This is a genomic window from Luteimonas terrae (assembly GCF_031457535.1).
Classification (GTDB): domain Bacteria; phylum Pseudomonadota; class Gammaproteobacteria; order Xanthomonadales; family Xanthomonadaceae; genus Luteimonas; species Luteimonas terrae_A.
In genome coordinates this window covers 37,414-54,371 of the sequence record NZ_JAVDWO010000016.1, presented here as the reverse complement: position 1 = coordinate 54,371, position 16,958 = coordinate 37,414, and the positions used below count along the sequence as shown (strand labels likewise).

The following is a 16,958-nucleotide window of genomic DNA, read 5'->3' as shown; positions in this document are numbered from 1 at the left end:
CGACCGGTTCCCCCCTCCAGGAGCATTCGATGATCCGTCGCCTCCGCGTTGCGCCGTGCCTGCTGGCCGCCGCCCTCGTCCCGCTGCTGGCCCTGTCGGCCTGTACGCCCGCGCCTGAAGAAGGCTTCGAAGAAGAACAGCCCGCCGCAACCGGCGCCGATGCCGACACCGGCGCCGGCAGCGCGATCGAAACCGAGACCGCGCAGGCCGAGATCGGCAACGCGCCCGAGGCCGCGGCACCGCCGGCCGATGTACCGGGCGAGACGCCCTGCGATACCGAAGCGGTGCAGAGTCTGATCGGCACCCAGGGCAGTGAGACGGTCTACGCCAAGGCCGTGCAGGATTCCGGCGCCAAGTCGCACCGCGCGTTGGGCCCGACCGACATGGCGACGATGGATTTCCGTCCCGACCGTCTGAATATCGATCTCGACGAGAGCGGCAAGATCACCGGCTTCCGCTGCGGCTGATCCATTCCGTCAGGTCCGACACCAGAACGCCCGGCTTCGTGCCGGGCGTTCTGCGTTGCGGGCCTGTGCACCCTTGGAGGACCGCGATCAGCGATCGTCGCGGGTGCGCTTGAAGTCCACCGGCTGGCCGTCGCGCTCGCTGCTCCAGCGGCCGCTGGCCTCGCGTTCGCAATCGCGCGACACAGGTTCGCCCGGTCGGTCCGGGCGGCTCATGCACAGCGGGTTGGCATCGACCGCGGCGGTGTTGTCGCGGTACTCGTAGGAACCGCAGCCTGCGAGCAATAGTGCCGCTCCGGCAATGAGCGCACTGCGCATGTGTCGTCTCCGCTGTGTGGGAGATTCGACGATCGCAGATCACGCCAGCCGCCGCAAACCCCGGTCAGCGGCGGCTGGCCACCAGGCGGGTGACATCCACGGCAAGCTGCTCGACGGCGTTGCCGAAGTCGCCGTGCCCGCCATTGGCGTAGGCGGTGCGGCCGCTCGACAAGGTGTCGGCGATACCGCCGGCGATATCCCGTGCCTGCGCCAGCTGGCCGCCGAGCGCGCGGTCAAGGGTCGAGGCCGCATCGGCGGCGGTCGAGAAATTCCCACTGGTGACGCCATCGAATACCCCACGCGCAGCCGACTGCACGTCGGTCAGCGAGCGGGCGATCGCGCCGATATCGCCGATGTCCGGCGCACGGCCGTTGGTCAGTGCGCCGCTGGCGAGACCGGCGAGCGCGTCCTGCACCGACACGCTCGCGCCTGGAATGCGGCCGGCGAACTGGTCCAGCGCCAGGTTGGCCAGCGGCTGCATGCCGGCCGGCAGGTTGTCGGCGATGGCGCCGCGCGCCGCTTCGGTCACGCTGCCACCGACCAGACCGTTGACCACCCCCATGACCGCGCCCGGCAGGCCGCCGGTGAGCATGCCCACGACCGCCGCGCCGACGATGCCCTGCAGATCCCGGGCATCAATGCCCAGCGCGTTGGCCAGGCCGTCGAGCGCGTTGTCGAGTCCGAGCGCATCGGTCGCGGTGCCGAGCGCGTTGCTGATCGCTGCGCCCAGCGCATCGACCGCGGTATCGACGGCGCCGCCGAGGGCGTCCGCCGCTGCACCAAGCGCATCACTGGCCGAGGATGCGGCACCTGCGCTGTTGCCGCCGCTATTGCCGACGCCGCCTGCGCCGTCGCTTCCATCGCTCATGGGGTGCTCCGTCGATCGGTTCGAGTCACCCCGACTCTAGGCATCCACGGCCGCTCTGGCATCTGGTGGGAACCCGAGGTTTGGCGGCGAAAACACGGAGCCGGTCACGGTTCGCGCCCTGCGGGCGGCATCGCGCCAACCGCTGGCCCGCATGCGGTCGCGATGGCGCCTTGCGCGTTTCGCTCGGGCCGGCCGCGTCCACGCCCTCCATTCCGTCCGTCGCGGGCATCGGGCTGGCGACGCCCGCGTTCGCGATGTCCGTCAGCGGTTCGCCTTCAACGCATCGAGAATGCGCACGCCGGCGCGGCCGTCGTCGGGCGCCAAACCGATGCGCCGTTGCTCGGCCTGGATCGCGCGACGCGTGGCGGTGCCGATCATGCCGTCGACCTCGCCGATCGCATGGCCGCGCGCGAGCAGCAACGTCTGCAGTTCGCGGCGCTGCGCGCGCGACAGGCCCGGATCGTCGGTCGGCCACGGCGTCTGCAGGCCGCGGCCACCGTGCAGCCGGTCGGCAAGCGTCGCGATCGCCAGCGCGTAGCTCTCGGCAGCGTTGTAGGAAAAGATCGCGTCGTAGTTGCTGAAGACGATGAAGGCCGGACCCTTGACGCCGGTCGGCACGAGGATCGCCGCCTGCGTGTTGCCGGCCGGCAACGTGCCGCCGTCGACGCGTGTGATGCCGCGCGCTGTCCAATCGGCGACAGTCCGGCGGTTGGTGCGGCCGGCCTGCGCGGCGTTGAATCCCGCCGGCAGCCTGATCTCGTAGCCCCAGGGCTGGCCCGTCTTCCAACCGCCGCGCGAACGCTTGAGGTAGTTGGCCGTCGACGCCAGGGCGTCGGGAATGCTGTCGACCAGATCGCGACGCCCGTCGCCGTCGAAATCGACCGCGATGCGCGCGTACGTGCTCGGCATGAACTGCGTATGCCCGAACGCGCCAGCCCACGAACCGGTCGTGTCGCGGTTCTGCAGGTCGCCGTCATGCATCAGCTTGAGCAATGCGACGAACTCGCTGCGGAAGAACGGCTGGCGACGGCCGTGGCAGGCCAGCGTCGCCAGCGACACGCGCAAAGGGCGTTTGCCGGAGACGCGGCCGTAATCGCTCTCCACGCCCCAGATCGCGACCACGGTTTCGGCATCGACGCCGTACTGCGCGGCCACGCGATCGAGCAGCGCGCGGTGTTCGACCAGACGCGCGCGCCCATCGGCGACGCGTTCGTCGTCGACGAGACCGGCGAGATAATCCCACAACGGCGTGGTGAATTCGGGCTGCGAGTCGAGCAGCGGCAGCACGGTCATGTCCGGCGTGACATCGGCGAGCGCGTCGAACGCCGCGGATGGAATTCCCGCCTTGGCCGCGTCGCCGCGGATGCCGGCGATGCAGCGGGCGAACGCGGCAGCGTCGTAGGCGGGTGCGGTGGTCGGCGCGGGGGACGCGGGCGCCTGCGCGGCGGCACCGCCTGCGCACAGCAGCAGGCCCGACAACGCGAGGCGCGCCGGTGTCGAAAAACGATGCATCGGGAGACGGGACATGCGGGCGACCTGCGCGTGCGGGGCGACCACTGTGCACGAGCCGGCAGGGCGGACGCATCCCCAGGCCTCGCCCGGTTTCACCGGGCGCTCAGCCGATGTCACCGTCCACGTAGAACCAGCGACCGGCCTCGCGCACGAAGCGGCTGCGCTCGCGCATCCGCACCACACTGCCGCCGCCGATGCGGTACTTCGCCACGAACGCGACTTCGGCGCGCTCGGCATCGATGACGTCATGCGCCTTGACGTCCAGGCCCAGCCAGACCGGCTGCGGATCGTCGAAGCCGAGATCGTCCGGACGCGTAGAGGCGTGCCAGCTCGCGCGCAGATAGTCCGCGTCGCGGCGCACATAGGCGACGTAGCGCGAGCGCATCAGCGCCTCGGCGTCGGGCGCGGCGTCGCCGTCGTGCAGTGGCTTGCAGCAGTCGGTGTACGCACAAGCGCGGCCGCAGGGGCAGGGCGCGCTGGCGTCGAGGTGTGGTGTCGGCATCGCGCCAGTGTGCGGCGACGACCGAACGTCGCCAAGTTCTGCGCGGTGTGCAATGCCGCGCGCATCACATGCGGACGCGCCGCGGCACCGCGGCATCCGGCACGGACTGTCCGCGCGTGCCGGTCGATGCCTGCAGGCATCGCTCACACCCAGCCACGCGCCGCCAGCGACACCGCGGCGCCATCACCGACGACGAAATGATCGAGCAGCCGCACATCCACCAGCGACAGCGCCTGCTTGAGCTGCGCGGTGACCGCGCGATCAGCGGCACTCGGCTCGCGGCTGCCGCTGGGATGGTTGTGGCCCACGATCACCGCGGCCGCGTTGAGCGCCAGCGCGCGGCGCACGACTTCGCGCGGATGCACCTCGGCGCCGTCGATCGTGCCGCGGAACAGTTCCTCGAACGCGAGCGCGCGATGGCGGGTGTCGAGGAACAGCACCGCGAACACCTCGTGGGCAAATCCGCGCAGACGCTGCGAGAAGTAGCGGCCGGCGGCAGTCGGATCGGCCATCGCCTCGCCACGCGCGAGATCGGCCGCGAGCACGCGGTTGCCGAGTTCGAGCGCGGCCGTCAGCGCGCAGGCGCGTGCGGGACCGAGGCCGGGCAACGCGGCGAGTCCGGCCGCGCCGCGTTCGATCAGCGTGCGCAGTGGGCCGTGCGCGGCCAGCAGTTGCCGCGCGGTCGACACTGCGTCCTGCCCGCGCAGGCCCGAGCCGAGGAAGATCGCCAGCAGTTCCGCATCCGACAACGCTGCCGCGCCCTGGCCCAGCAGTTTCTCGCGCGGCCGTTCGCCAGCCGGCCATTCGTGGATGTGCATGCGCGCTCCAGACAGAACGCCGGTGGGCCGCGTCGCGTCCCAGGGGAAGGATGCGCGCCGCGTCCGCACCGGCGAGGGCTCCATTGCAGCGCGCGCAGCGCCGCACAGGCAGCGGCCGCGTGCATGGCTTCGGGTAAGCTGTCGGCCGGTTTTCCGGTAGGACTTCGCCGACGATGGGCGCCGTATCGACCCCGCTGCACGAGCAGCGCATCCTGCTGTGCGTCTGCGGCGGCATCGCCGCCTACAAGGCCGCGGACCTGGTCCGTCGGCTGCGCGACGCAGGCGCGGAAGTCCGCGTGGCGATGACCGAGAGCGCGCAGCACTTCGTGTCCGCGACGACCTTCCAGGCCGTCTCGCACAATGCCGTGCGCACCACGTTGTGGGACCCGGGCGCGGAAGCGGCGATGGGCCACATCGAACTCGCGCGCTGGGCGACCCGCGTGGTCGTGGCACCCGCGACGGCCAACACCCTGGCCAAGCTCGCGAATGGGTTTGCCGACAACCTCGTGACCACGCTGTGCCTGGCGACGACGGCGCCGCTGACCGTGTGCCCGGCGATGAACCACCGCATGTGGCTGCATCCGGCCACGCAGGCGAACATGGCGCTGTTGCGCGAGCGCGGCGTGCAGGTGATCGGGCCCGACGACGGGCCGCTGGCCGAGGGCGAATCCGGCCCCGGTCGTCTCGCCGAGCCGCAGGCGATCGTCGCCGCGCTGCCGGTATGAGCGCTTCGCTGACCGGGCGCCGCGTGCTGGTCACCGCCGGTCCGACCTTCGAGGATCTCGACCCGGTGCGGTTTCTCGGTAACCGCAGCAGCGGCAAGATGGGCTTCGCGATCGCTGCAGCCGCGCAGCGCGCCGGCGCCGACGTGGTGCTGGTCGCCGGTCCCGTGCATCTGCCGACGCCCGCAGGCGTGCGGCGCGTCGACGTGCGCTCGGCGGCGCAGATGCATGCCGCCGTGTTCGATGCGCTGCCGGCAGATATCTACATCGGCGCCGCCGCGGTCGCGGACTTCACCCCAGCGCAGATCGCGCCGTCGAAGATCAAGAAACGCCCCGGCGAAGACGGTCTGGATCTGCATCTGGTGCGCACCCGCGACATCCTTGCCGACGTCGCCGTCGCCAACCCGCGCCCGCAACTGGTCGTGGGATTCGCGGCCGAGACCGATGATGTCGATGCCAATGCACGCGGCAAGCTCGCCGCCAAGCGCGTCGATCTGGTCGCCGCCAATCGCGTCGGGCTCAAGGGCAGCGGTTTCGAAAGCGACGACAACACGCTGCTGGTGCACGACGCTGCGGGCCATGTGCAGCTCGGCCCCGCCTCCAAGGCCGAGATCGCCGACCGTCTGGTCGCGCTGGTCGCGGCCCGCCTCTCACAGGAATCCCGATGAGCACGACCGCCGCCCACCACGTCCTCGATATCCGGATCCTCGACGCGCGCTTCGGCCAGCAGTGGCCGCTGCCGGCCTATGCCACCGACGGCAGCGCCGGTCTCGACCTGCGCGCCGCGCTCGACGAGCCGCTGACCCTGCTACCGGGCGACGTGTCGCTGGTGCCGTCGGGGCTGTCGATCCATATCGGCGATCCCGGCCTGTGCGCGATGGTCCTGCCGCGCTCGGGCCTGGGCCACAAGCACGGCATCGTGCTCGGCAACGGCACCGGTCTGATCGATGCCGACTACCAGGGCCCGCTGATGATCAGCGTCTGGCACAGGGGCAAGGACGCCTTCACGATCGAGCCGGGCGACCGGATTGCGCAGCTGGTCCTGCTGCCCGTCGTGCGGGCGACACTGAATGTGGTGGATACTTTCGTCGAGACCACGCGCGGGGCCGGGGGGTTCGGCCATTCCGGCGTGTGCTGACGGGGAAAGCAGATGAGCGAGAAGGAACCGCGACAGGCAGGTGCGATGCTGGCGCAACTGCGCCAGGCCGCGCCATTGCTGGCCGTGCTGTTGGGGGTGCTGGCGCTCTGGTTCGCCTGGAGCGGCTGGCAACAGCTGCGCGGTGAACAGCGCACTGCCGCCGCCGAACAGGGACGTGATGCCGCGGTCGCAGCGGCGCAGCAGTCGCTGGGCGCGGAACTGAAGCGCATCGACGCGCGCCTGGCCGACACGGCCGTGCAGCGCGCACTCATCGCAGGAGATCTGGAGACCGCCGCAACCGCGCTCGCGGCCGACTGGCCGCGGCTCGAAGCCGCAGACATCGTGCCTGCCGACCTGCGGGCCGACTACGCGGGCCTGGACGCTGGCGGCTTCGGTCGTCTGGCGGCCCTTGAAGCAGCCCGGGTCGAGGACCGCGCGGTCCTCACCGTGGCGCAGGTCGACGGTACGCCGCGGGTGCTGATCACCGCCCCGGCGCGCGCCGGCGAGCGCCTGGTCGGTATCGCCCTGGCGCAATTGCCGCTGGCACTGGCGACTGCCGGCCTCGAGGCCGCGCCGCTCGATGGCGCGACCTACCTCGCGCTGCGCCAGGGCAACCACACCCTGCTGTCGCGCGGTGACGAAGGCCTGTCCAATGTGGCGGCGCGGATGGCCCAGCCGGTGCCGGGCACGCCGCTGCGCATCGCCGCCGCGGTACCGCGCGTCGATGCACCGCTGCTTGGCCTCGGGCCGATTCCGCTGCTCGCCGGCGCGGGTCTGTTCCTGCTGCTGGCGGTCGTGGCGCTGCGTCTGCCGCGCGGCGCCGCATCGGCCGCGAAGGCCGAGGACACAACGCCGACGTTCGCCGAATCCCTGCGCGCGCCGCCCGAAGGCGTCGAAGGCGAGGACGGTCTCGGGCCGCCGCCGGTGCCGGTGCGCAGCGAGTCGCCGAAGAAGAAGGCGACGCCGTCTTCGGTGGTGCTGGACCCGTCGATCTTCCGCGCCTACGACATCCGCGGCGTGGTCGGTACGACGCTCGATGCCGGCGTCGCCGAGCTGGTCGGCCAGGCGGTCGGTTCGTTGATGCGCGAGCAGGATCTGACCGACATCGTCGTCGGTCGTGATGGCCGTCTGTCGGGTCCGGATCTCGTCGCCGGGCTCATCGCCGGTCTGCGCAAGGCCGGCCGCAACGTCATCGACATCGGCATGGCGCCGACGCCGCTGATCTACTTCGGTGCGTATCACCTGCGCACCGGCTGCTGCATCTCGGTGACCGGCAGCCACAACCCGCCCGACTACAACGGCTTCAAGATCGTCGTCGGCGGCGAGACGCTGTCGGGTGATGCGATCACCGATCTGCACACGCGCGTCGCCGACGACCGCCTGCACACCGCGCCACAACCGGGCGCGGTGTCGGAGCGCGACATCAGCGACGACTACGTGCGGCGCATTGCCGACGACATCCAGATCGCACGGCCGCTGAAGATCGTCATCGATGCCGGCAATGGCGTCGCCGGCGAACTCGGTCCGCGCGTGCTGGAAGCGATCGGCGCCGAGGTCGTGCCGCTGTATTGCGACATCGACGGCACGTTCCCCAACCACCATCCCGACCCGAGCGAGCCGCAGAATCTCGAAGATCTGGTGCGCACGGTGCAGCGCTTCGACGCGGACCTGGGTATTGCCTTCGACGGCGACGGCGACAGGCTTGGCGTGGTCACGAAGGACGGCGAGAACATCTTCGCCGACCGCCTGCTGATGTTGTTCGCGGCCGACGTGCTGGAGCGCAACCCGGGCGCGATGATCGTGTTCGACGTGAAGTGCACCGGTCGCCTGCCGGGCCACGTGCTGCGCCATGGCGGCAGCCCGCTGATGTGGAAGACCGGGCATTCGCTGATCAAGGCCAAAATGCGCGAAACCGGCGCCGAACTGGCCGGCGAGATGAGCGGCCACTTCTTCTTCGCCGAGCGCTGGTACGGCTTCGACGACGGCATCTACGCCGCCGCGCGCCTGCTCGAGATCCTCGCGCTCGACGACGATCCGTCTGCGGTGCTCAAGGCGCTGCCCAACGGCATCTCGACGCCCGAGATCAAGGTGCCCGCGCCCAACGACGATCCGCACAGCTTCGTCGCCCGCGTGCAGGCCGAGTCCGCATTCGACGGTGCGCGCCTGTCCACGATCGACGGCGTGCGCGCCGACTGGTCGGACGGCTGGGGTCTGGTGCGCGCATCGAACACCACGCCGGTGCTGGTGCTGCGCTTCGACGCCGACAGCCGTGACGCGCTGGTGCGCATCCAGCAAACCTTCCGGGCGCAATTGCTGGCGATCGATCCGGAACTGGCGTTGCCCTTCTAAAAGCCGTCTTCCGCCGACGGCGGAAGACACCTTGGCCCCTCTACCTTTAACGGGAGAGGGGGGACCATCGGCGGCGGCCGAGGTGGGGTGAGGGCAGGCCCCTCGCGGACGACTGCTTTCAAGCACGTGCGGGCAACGACGTCTGTCGCTCAAGCGCATTGCCTAGAGCCACACGCACACCCGACGCGCTACGCGCATCGACCCCGGATCAGGTCCGGGGCAGGCTCTCTGCCACGGTGGGTGTGTCAGGTCGTTGCGAATCGGCCAACCCTGTCCTGCGTCCCCGTCCAAGCTTCCGACATTCCATTGGCCGCCCCGCCGACGGTCCATCGCGCGCTTCCGCAATCCTGCTAATTCCTTCTGCATTGCACTCTGGCCGCCCTCCCTCACCGGAGCCCGCCGATGCCGATCCACAACACACCCCGCAGCCCGATCACCGCCCTGCTGCTCCTGCTGCTGTGCGTGGTCTCCGTCCCGTTGCAGGCCGCCACCCCCGCGCCGCCCGCCCTGATGCTCGCCCGCGATCTCGGCACCACGCCGATCGACGTGCCGGCGTACTTCGTCAGCGAGAAACTCGACGGCGTGCGTGCGCGCTGGGACGGCCGCGCGCTGTGGACGCGCGGCGGCCATCGCATCACGACGCCGCCCGACTTCGTGCAGGGCTGGCCATCCACCCCGATGGACGGCGAACTGTGGATCGCGCGCAACCGCTTCGATGTCGTCAGCGGCATTGCGCGCAGTACCCGGCCCGATCCTGCAGCGTGGGATGCGGTGCGCTTCATGGTGTTCGACCTGCCCGCGCATCCCGGCACGTTCGCCGAGCGCGTCGCCGCGATGCGCACGCTCGTGGACCGTGCCGCGCATCCGCAGCTGCGCATGATCGAACAGACGCGCGTCGCGTCGCGCGCGGCACTCGATGCGCGCCTGGCCCAGGTCGTCGCGGCCGGCGCCGAAGGCCTGATGCTGCATCACGCCAAAGCGCGCTATGGCGTCGGCCGCAGCAACTCCCTGCTCAAGCTCAAACCGCATGACGATGCCGAGGCGCGAGTCGTCGCGCATGCGCCCGGCAAGGGCAAGTACACCGGCATGCTCGGCGCGCTGGTCGTCGAGCATCACGACGGCCGCCAGTTCCGTATCGGCACCGGCTTCACCGACGCGCAACGCGCCGATCCGCCGCCGCCCGGCAGCTGGGTCACGTATCGCTACAACGGCCTGACCTCGACCGGCTTGCCGCGCTTCGCCCGCTTCCTACGCATTCGCGACGAGATGCCCCCTTGAGAAAACGTCATCCGCATAGCGGATGACGCCTAGGCCCCTCTCCCTCGTGGGGTGAGGCGTCACGGCTGCGAGCCACTGGCTCGCGTGACGGCGAACGCCCTCGCGGCTCGCGAGGGCAGGGGGCGCGGAGCGCGGGGAGGACCATTTGCAGCGCAAATGGTGGGGTGAGGGCCGGCCCCTCGCGGAAATGTCTGCTTCCGGTATTGCTGGGTTACTGCAACGCGATCAGGAAGTCGCTGTGCGCACCGCGACGGACAAGTTCGATCGGGAGGCATCCGAACTCCGACATCCTTCCCCGGACACACTTCGGCAGAACGCCGGCAACACTGCGGCAGCGAGGTAAGCCGCGAGCGTCAGCCCTCATCCCAACCCCTCTCCCAGAGGGAGAGGGGCTCTAAAGGCGCAATCGGTTGCACTTCGTCGCGCGAAAAGACGCGTGCGCAAACGCGAAGGACAGAGCCACCAGCTACCGACCTCTAGTCACTCAGCAAGCCCGTTCCTTCGCGAACGGATTGAGACGCCGCACCCAGCTGTCGCCGCAGTCGATGTCAACCGGCTCGGGTTCCACCGGCTTGACCGGCGTGCGCGCGGCGACGCGGGCGCGTTCCAGTTCAGCGATCTTCGCGCGGATCTGCGGCATCGCCGCGAGCGCGGCGCGTTCGCCCTGCAGGATCGCCGCATTGCGCTGCTCGAAACTCGCCGGGCCGATGTCGTTGACCTGGGGCCGGATCACGACATCCGCGCGCGCCAGCTCCTGGCGGCCGAGGTTCTGGCCCATGATCGCGATCGACTGGTTGACGATGCCGAGCATGCTGCCGGGCATCGTGCCGCTGGCCTTGCTGGAAATGTCGACCGCGATCACGAGGTCCGCGCCGAGCTGCTTGGCCGCATCCACCGGTACCGGACTCACGACGCCACCATCGACGTAGTGCCGGTCGCCAATCTTCACCGGTTCGAACACCCCCGGCACGCTGCTCGAGGCGCGCACCGCCTGACCGGTATTGCCACGCACGAACACGATGCGATCGCCGGTTTCCAGGCGTGTGGCGACGGCCGCGAACGGAATGCGCATGCGGTCCAGCGTGCGGTTGCCGACTTCCTGGTTGACGTAGTTCTGCAGCGCGACGCCCTGCACCAGGCCGCCCGAGAACAGACGCACGTCGCGGATGCTGGATTCGTCGAGCGCGACCGCGCGCTCCTGCATCTGGAAGGGATCCATGCCGCTGGCATAGAGCGCACCGACCACGCTGCCGGCGCTGGTGCCGGCGACGACATCGGCCTGGATGCCGTTGGCCTCGAGCATCTTGATCACGCCGATGTGGGCGAAGCCCTTGGCAGCACCGCCGCCGAGGGCGAGCCCGATACGTACCGGCTGCGGACGCGGTGCGACCGGCGTGGCCGGCGTCGGCTGCACGGCGACCGGCGGGTTCGGACGCACGTCGTCACGGCCGCAGGCAGCGAGCACGAGCAGGCCGGCGACGAGCAGCGCGGTACGCGCATGGCGGAATGGAGTGCGGAGACGCATGCGATAGACGCCGGTTCTGGACTGGCGCCGAGGATACCCGCGCCTCGCCTGTCGGCGGCTGAAGCATCCGGGTTTACGTCACAGCTGATCTCCCGGTGCTGCCGATCCTCCACAGATCAGCCAGACAGGAACCGCGGGCCGCGCAGACTCAGCGAGTGGAACGACCGCCGAAACGGGAGCCGAAGAAGTCGCCGTCATTCCAGCGCGGCGGCGCCTCGGCGTCGCCGACGATGCGCGTCAGCGCGACCACCACCTGCGCCATGCGCGCGGCATCCCCGTACTGGATCGGCAGATCCACCTGGTCGCAGGGCTGGTGGTAACAGTTGCGCAGGAACCAGGTCGCCGCGATCTTCGGGTCTTGGTTGTCGTTGGCGGGCGCGACGCCGGCATCGAGATACAGCGCAGGAATGCCGGCGCGCACGAAGGCGTACTGGTCGCTGCGCACGAACGCGACTTCTTCCGGGAACGGATCCGGCGACACCTCGACGCCGACTTCGCCCGCTGCCTGCGTGATCGCCGCCGCGAGCGTCGAATGCTCACTGCCGATCGCGACGATATCGCGCGTCGGCGCGGTCAGGATCGGCATGTCGATGTTGAGGTTGGCGACGAACCGGCCGGCCGCGGCCGGCGGATGCCGCGCCAGCCATTCGGCGCCGAGCAGACCCTGTTCCTCGGCGGTGAGGGCCGCAAACAGCGTGCTGCGCGCCGGTGCGGGATCGCCTTCGGCCATCGTGCGCGCGGCCTCGATCAGGATCGCCACGCCCAGCGCATTGTCCAGCGCCCCGTTGTAGATCGCATCGCCGTCCACCGGCGCACCAGTGCCGATGTGATCGAGATGCGCGGTATGCACGATCGACTCGCTGTCGCGCGGCGCGGCGCTGCCCGGCAGCACGCCGAGCACATTGCGCGATTCGAGCGTGTCGATGCGGGTGCGCGTGCGCAGCGTCAACGTGCCCGGCAGCGCGAAGGCTTTGAGCGTGCCGGCGCGCGCGGCGTCGAAGAGCTGCGCAGCCGTCTGCGGGCCATCTGCAAAGACGAGGTCGGCCGCGGTCGCGGCGACGCGTGCGCTCACGCGCAGCTGCGCGGGCGCATCGATCGGTCGGTTGTCGGCGTCGCGCAGGCGCATGGACGGCCGTCCCGCCTGCGCGACGCTGCGCGTCCACGGCATGCCGGCTTCGTCGTCGACGGTGTTGACCAGCACCAGACCGACCGCGCCCCGCGCGACCACGGCTTCGATCTTGGTGCGCAGGCTGGCGTAATGGGCCTGCGGATTGGCCTCGAAGCCGCGCGGCGCGCCGCCGAACACGATCGCGATGCGCCCCTGCAATTCGACACCTGCAAAGTCATCGTGTCCGAGTTCCGGCGCGTGGATCGCTTGGCCGACGAACACAGCCGGCGCGGTGATCTCGGCTTCGGCTGCGTTGAAATCCGGCAGCGGCAGGAACTGGTCGCTGGGCCGCAGCGCGATCGTGCGCCCGTTGCGCGAGACCGACAGCGTCGCCGCGGCCGGATCGGCCACCGCGCGCACCAGCGGCACGCGCTGGAACCAGCCATCGTCGTCGCCGGCCGGCTGCAGTCCGCTCTCGGCGAAGCGGCGCGCGACGTGTTCGGCGGCGAGATCGAAGCCCGGCGTGCCGGTTTCGCGCCCGGCCATCGCATCGTCGGCCAGCACGCGCACGTCGGTTTCGATCCGTTGTCCGGCCGGCGTCCCGTTGACGACCTCGGCCGCGGGCGGCATCGGCGCCCCCGGCGCGGTCTGCGCCTGTACCGCAGCATCACTGTCGCGACCGCTGCAGGCGACCAGCAACAACGCGCAAGCGATGGTCAGAACGGGACGGGACATGGGTGGCTCCGGTGCGGGAGGGCGACGGTAGCACGCAGTTCTCAAGACCTCATGCCGGCATGAAGATCCCGATCACCACCAATGCCCAGACGAGAAGACCCAGCGCGATCCAGCACACGTTGGCCCAGGTGAAACGACGATTGCTGCTGCCGTCGGGATCGCCGCAGGCGTGATTGGCGGCCGCCTGGATCTGCAGCAGTGCCAGGGTGATCGGCGCGATGGCCGCGATCGCGAGGATGCCCGTCGTTGGCGAGCCGATCCCCCGGCCGTCGAGGCGGCTGAGAATGTTGCTGGCGATTTCGAACACCACGTAGGTCGTGGCGAGCAGGCCTGGCGACCATCGCACGTCGGTGCGCCCCGGTCCGAGCACGGCTTCGATACGCGCGACCAAGGCGTGGGCGAAGAAGATCGAGAAGAATGCGCGCGGCACTGGCCAGATCGACTCGTGCTGGCCGTGGCCGCGGCGGTAGCGCTGCCAGTGCATGTAGAACCAGTACAGACCGTAGATGCCGAACGTGGCGACATAAAGCACGCAGAACTTCGGAACGGACACGACGTAGAAGATGCGCGCCTGCAGGGCGTCTGCCCGCACTTCGCGGATCTCGCTGGCGGGCGGCGCGTAGAGATTGGGGTCGGGGCGGCTGTCCTGCATTGTTGCGTCCTTGCAATATGAAGTCCGCATCCTAGTTCCTGTCGAACGCGGCCGACAGTCGTCCGATCGCGACATGTCGCCGTCGCCGGCTGCGCTAATGTCGCCGAATGTTCGACCTCCACCAGGTACATCGCCGCTACGGCGCGACCGTCGGTCTCGACGGCATCGATCTGCGCATCGCGCCGGGCGAGACGACGGCGTTGATCGGGCCGAGCGGGGCCGGCAAGTCGACGCTGCTGCGGTTGCTGATCGGCCTCGAGTGGCCGGATGCCGGCGAGGTGCGGTTCGAAGGCGAGCGGCTCCGCCGCGATGCGCTGCTCGCACACCGTCGGCGCATCGGCTACGTGATCCAGGAAGGCGGGCTGTTTCCGCATCTCGATGCGATTGGCAATGTCGGTCTGCTGCCGCGCACGCTGGGCTGGTCATCGGCACGCATCGAAGCGCGTGCGGCGGAACTGGCAGCGCTCTGTCGTCTGCCGGCCGATGCGTTGCGACGGTATCCGGCCGAGCTGTCAGGTGGCCAGCGCCAGCGTGTGGGCTTGATCCGCGCGCTGATGCTCGACCCGGACGTGCTGTTGCTCGACGAACCGCTGGGCGCGCTGGACCCGATCGTCCGCTTCGACCTGCAGGCCGAGATGCGCGCGCTGTTCGAACGCCTCGGCAAGACCGTCGTGCTGGTGACCCACGATGTCGCCGAGGCCGCGTGGTTCGCCGACACCATCGTGTTGCTGCGCGACGGGCGCATCGTCCAGCAGGGTGCGCCGCGGACCCTGCTCGATGCGCCGGCCGAGCCGTTCGTGCGCGCCTTCATGACCGCCCAGCGCAGCGTCGAGGACGCTGCATGAGTCTGGGCGTGCGCAGCGCCGTCGCGTGGCTGCTGATGCTCGTCTGCGGCAGTGCTGTCGCCGCGCCGGTCGTCGTCGGCTCGAAGAACTTCACGGAAGGCGTGCTGCTCGGCGAGATCGCGACGCAGGCCGGGCGCGAGGCCGGCGCCGACGTGCGCCACCAGCGCCAGCTCGGCGGCACCCGCATCCTATGGCGCGCGCTGCAGGACGGCAGTATCGACGCCTACGCCGAGTACACCGGCACGCTGGCCGACGAACTGCTGCAGATGCCGGGCGCCGACATCGCGGCGATGCAGGCGGCGCTCGCGCGCGACGGCCTGGCGATGACCGCGCCGCTCGGCTTCGACAACAGCTACGCGCTGGGCATGCGCCGCGCGCATGCGTCGGAACTCGGTATCCGCACGCTGTCGGACCTGCGCGCGCATCCGACGCTGCGGCTCGGCCTGAGCAATGAATTCATGTCGCGCGCCGACGGCTGGCCCGGGCTGCGGAACGCGTATGCGCTGCCGCAGTCGCCAGACGGTCTCGACCATGACCTGGCATACCGCGCACTCGCAAATGGTGCGATCGACGCGACCGATCTCTATGGCACCGATGCCGAGATCCCGTATCACGACCTCGTCGTGCTGCGCGACGACCGCGCGTACTTCCCGTCCTACGCGGCGGTCTATCTCTACCGCCGCGATCTGGCGCAGCGCGCGACGGCGCTGCGCGACGCCTTGCATGGCCTGGAAGGCCGTATCGACGCGGCAACCATGCAGCGGCTCAACGCACGCGTGAAGCTGTACCGCGAAACGGAATCCGCAGTGGCCGCCGACTGGCTGGGGCTGGAAGCGCCCGACAGCGACGGCCGCGCCGCACGCATCTGGCAACGCACACGCGAACATCTCGCGCTGGTCGGCATCTCGCTCGGCGCAGCGCTGCTGGTCGCGCTGCCGCTGGGCATCCTCGCCGCGCGCCGGCCGCGGCTCGGCCAGGGCGTGCTCGCGCTGACCGGCGTGCTGCAGACCCTGCCGTCGCTGGCGGTGTTCGTCTTCATGATTCCGCTGTTCGGCATCGGCGCCGGCCCGGCGATCGCCGCGCTGTTCCTCTACAGCCTGTTGCCGATCGTGCGCAATACGCATGCGGGCCTCACCGGCATTCCGCGCGAGTTGCGCGAGACCGCCGCGGCGATCGGCTTGCCGGCCGGCACGCGCCTGCTGCGCGTCGAACTGCCGCTGGCGCTGCGCACGATTCTGGCCGGCATCAAGACCGCGGCGGTGATCAATGTCGGCACTGCGACGCTCGGCGCGCTGATCGGCGCTGGCGGTTACGGCCAGCCGATCCTGACCGGCATCCGTCTCGACGACATCGGCCTGATCCTCGAAGGCGCGGTGCCGGCGGCGCTGCTCGCGCTAGCGGTGCAGGGCGTGTTCGAGATCGCCGAGCGCGCGCTCACGCCCCGAGGCTTGCGGCTCGCGGCGCGTCATTGAGCCCGATCAGAGCGTACCGGTACGCAAGCCGTACCAGATCGTCCAGGCAGTCGCGCTGACACCCACCAGGATCCAGGCCAGGTTGTAAATCGTGAAGCGGCGATTGCTGCGCCCATCGGGATCGCCGCACGCGGCGTTCGCCGCCAGCTGTATGCGCAGCAGGCACACGCAGTTGACCGGAATCACGATCACCCCGAGCCACTCCAGCCACAGCCATGCATTCGACAGGTGGAACACCAGCCATGGCCACGCGATTGCGCTGCCGTAGTTGAGCAACTCCATCACGACGAACACGGTGGCCAGCGTCATCGGCCACCAGCGCCGTGCGACCTTGCGTTCGCCCAGCGTGCGTTCGATGCGGCGCGCCAGTGCGTGCGTATAGAACAGGGCGAACAGCGCGCGCGGCACCGGCCAGATCGTCTCGCCGCGCCCCGTGCGCCAGCGCGACCAGTGGGTGTAGAACCAGAACAGCTGATAGAAACCCAGCGTCGCGATGTACAGCACGATGAACTTGGCCGATGCGACCACGTAGAACGGCGCCGCGCGCGCGTCATCCGGCAGCGTGTCGCGCACTTCGGTGGCCGGGGGCGTGTAGGGGTTGTGGTCGGTGCGCATGGTGGATCCGGAGGCGAGCGTCCGTGGCATACACCAC

General features: G+C 70.0%; 15 protein-coding genes and 1 pseudogene. 7 read left to right on the top strand and 9 right to left on the bottom strand.

What is annotated here, in order from left to right:
- The first annotated feature begins 29 nt into the window (after positions 1-29).
- Entirely contained in the window at positions 30-467 is a 438-nt protein-coding gene (locus J2W68_RS16180; protein ID WP_310237919.1) for an I78 family peptidase inhibitor, read from the top strand.
- A gap of 87 nt (positions 468-554) precedes the next feature.
- Here J2W68_RS16180 and J2W68_RS16175 read toward each other — a convergent pair whose 3' ends face one another.
- From J2W68_RS16175 to radC, 5 genes are all read right to left on the bottom strand, one after another.
- The gene (locus J2W68_RS16175; protein ID WP_310237917.1) at positions 555-782 is read right to left on the bottom strand and encodes a hypothetical protein; all 228 of its coding nucleotides are present in this window, start codon (positions 780-782) and stop codon (positions 555-557) included.
- A gap of 64 nt (positions 783-846) precedes the next feature.
- Entirely contained in the window at positions 847-1,650 is an 804-nt protein-coding gene (locus J2W68_RS16170) for a hypothetical protein (RefSeq protein WP_310237915.1), read from the bottom strand.
- Positions 1,651-1,911: 261 nt separating this feature from the next.
- Complete coding sequence (locus tag J2W68_RS16165) at positions 1,912-3,177, bottom strand: lytic murein transglycosylase (RefSeq protein ID WP_430539758.1); 1,266 nt, start codon at positions 3,175-3,177, stop codon at positions 1,912-1,914.
- 88 nt (positions 3,178-3,265) lie between these two features.
- Entirely contained in the window at positions 3,266-3,664 is a 399-nt protein-coding gene (locus tag J2W68_RS16160; protein ID WP_310237912.1) for a YchJ family protein, read from the bottom strand.
- A gap of 143 nt (positions 3,665-3,807) precedes the next feature.
- On the bottom strand, positions 3,808-4,482 hold the full coding sequence (radC, locus tag J2W68_RS16155; RefSeq protein ID WP_310237908.1) for a RadC family protein: 675 nt from the start codon (positions 4,480-4,482) through the stop codon (positions 3,808-3,810).
- 173 nt (positions 4,483-4,655) lie between these two features.
- On the opposite strand from radC, the pseudogene coaBC reads away from it, so the two are divergent.
- From coaBC to J2W68_RS16135, 4 genes and pseudogenes are all read left to right on the top strand, one after another.
- Positions 4,656-5,872: pseudogene (gene coaBC, locus J2W68_RS16150) on the top strand (bifunctional phosphopantothenoylcysteine decarboxylase/phosphopantothenate--cysteine ligase CoaBC).
- Entirely contained in the window at positions 5,869-6,342 is a 474-nt protein-coding gene (gene dut / locus J2W68_RS16145; protein ID WP_310237905.1) for a dUTP diphosphatase, read from the top strand. The pseudogene coaBC and the gene dut overlap by 4 nt, the downstream one beginning before the upstream one ends.
- 12 nt (positions 6,343-6,354) lie before the next feature.
- On the top strand, positions 6,355-8,691 hold the full coding sequence (locus tag J2W68_RS16140; protein WP_310237902.1) for a phosphomannomutase/phosphoglucomutase: 2,337 nt from the start codon (positions 6,355-6,357) through the stop codon (positions 8,689-8,691).
- A gap of 402 nt (positions 8,692-9,093) precedes the next feature.
- Positions 9,094-9,969, top strand: coding sequence for a DNA ligase (locus tag J2W68_RS16135; protein WP_310237900.1), 876 nt, complete (start codon positions 9,094-9,096; stop codon positions 9,967-9,969).
- 484 nt (positions 9,970-10,453) lie between these two features.
- Here J2W68_RS16135 and J2W68_RS16130 read toward each other — a convergent pair whose 3' ends face one another.
- The 3 genes from J2W68_RS16130 to J2W68_RS16120 form a co-directional block, all read right to left on the bottom strand.
- Positions 10,454-11,494: a patatin-like phospholipase family protein gene (locus J2W68_RS16130; RefSeq protein ID WP_310237898.1), complete on the bottom strand. Its 1,041-nt coding sequence runs from the start codon at positions 11,492-11,494 to the stop codon at positions 10,454-10,456.
- Between the two features lie 148 nt (positions 11,495-11,642).
- Positions 11,643-13,337 (bottom strand): M28 family peptidase, encoded by a 1,695-nt coding sequence (locus J2W68_RS16125; protein ID WP_310237896.1) that lies wholly within the window; start codon positions 13,335-13,337, stop codon positions 11,643-11,645.
- Between the two features lie 49 nt (positions 13,338-13,386).
- Positions 13,387-13,989: a hypothetical protein gene (locus J2W68_RS16120; protein ID WP_310147472.1), complete on the bottom strand. Its 603-nt coding sequence runs from the start codon at positions 13,987-13,989 to the stop codon at positions 13,387-13,389.
- 107 nt (positions 13,990-14,096) lie between these two features.
- Between J2W68_RS16120 and J2W68_RS16115 the strand changes: the two genes are divergently transcribed.
- Together J2W68_RS16115 and J2W68_RS16110 are read left to right on the top strand one after the other, a co-directional pair.
- Entirely contained in the window at positions 14,097-14,834 is a 738-nt protein-coding gene (locus J2W68_RS16115) for an ATP-binding cassette domain-containing protein (RefSeq protein ID WP_310147474.1), read from the top strand.
- A 35-nt stretch (positions 14,835-14,869) separates the two neighbouring features.
- Positions 14,870-16,306 (top strand): glycine betaine ABC transporter substrate-binding protein, encoded by a 1,437-nt coding sequence (locus J2W68_RS16110; RefSeq protein WP_430539763.1) that lies wholly within the window; start codon positions 14,870-14,872, stop codon positions 16,304-16,306.
- A 6-nt stretch (positions 16,307-16,312) separates the two neighbouring features.
- Here J2W68_RS16110 and J2W68_RS16105 read toward each other — a convergent pair whose 3' ends face one another.
- On the bottom strand, positions 16,313-16,921 hold the full coding sequence (locus J2W68_RS16105) for a hypothetical protein (protein ID WP_310237891.1): 609 nt from the start codon (positions 16,919-16,921) through the stop codon (positions 16,313-16,315).
- Positions 16,922-16,958: the final 37 nt, after the last annotated feature.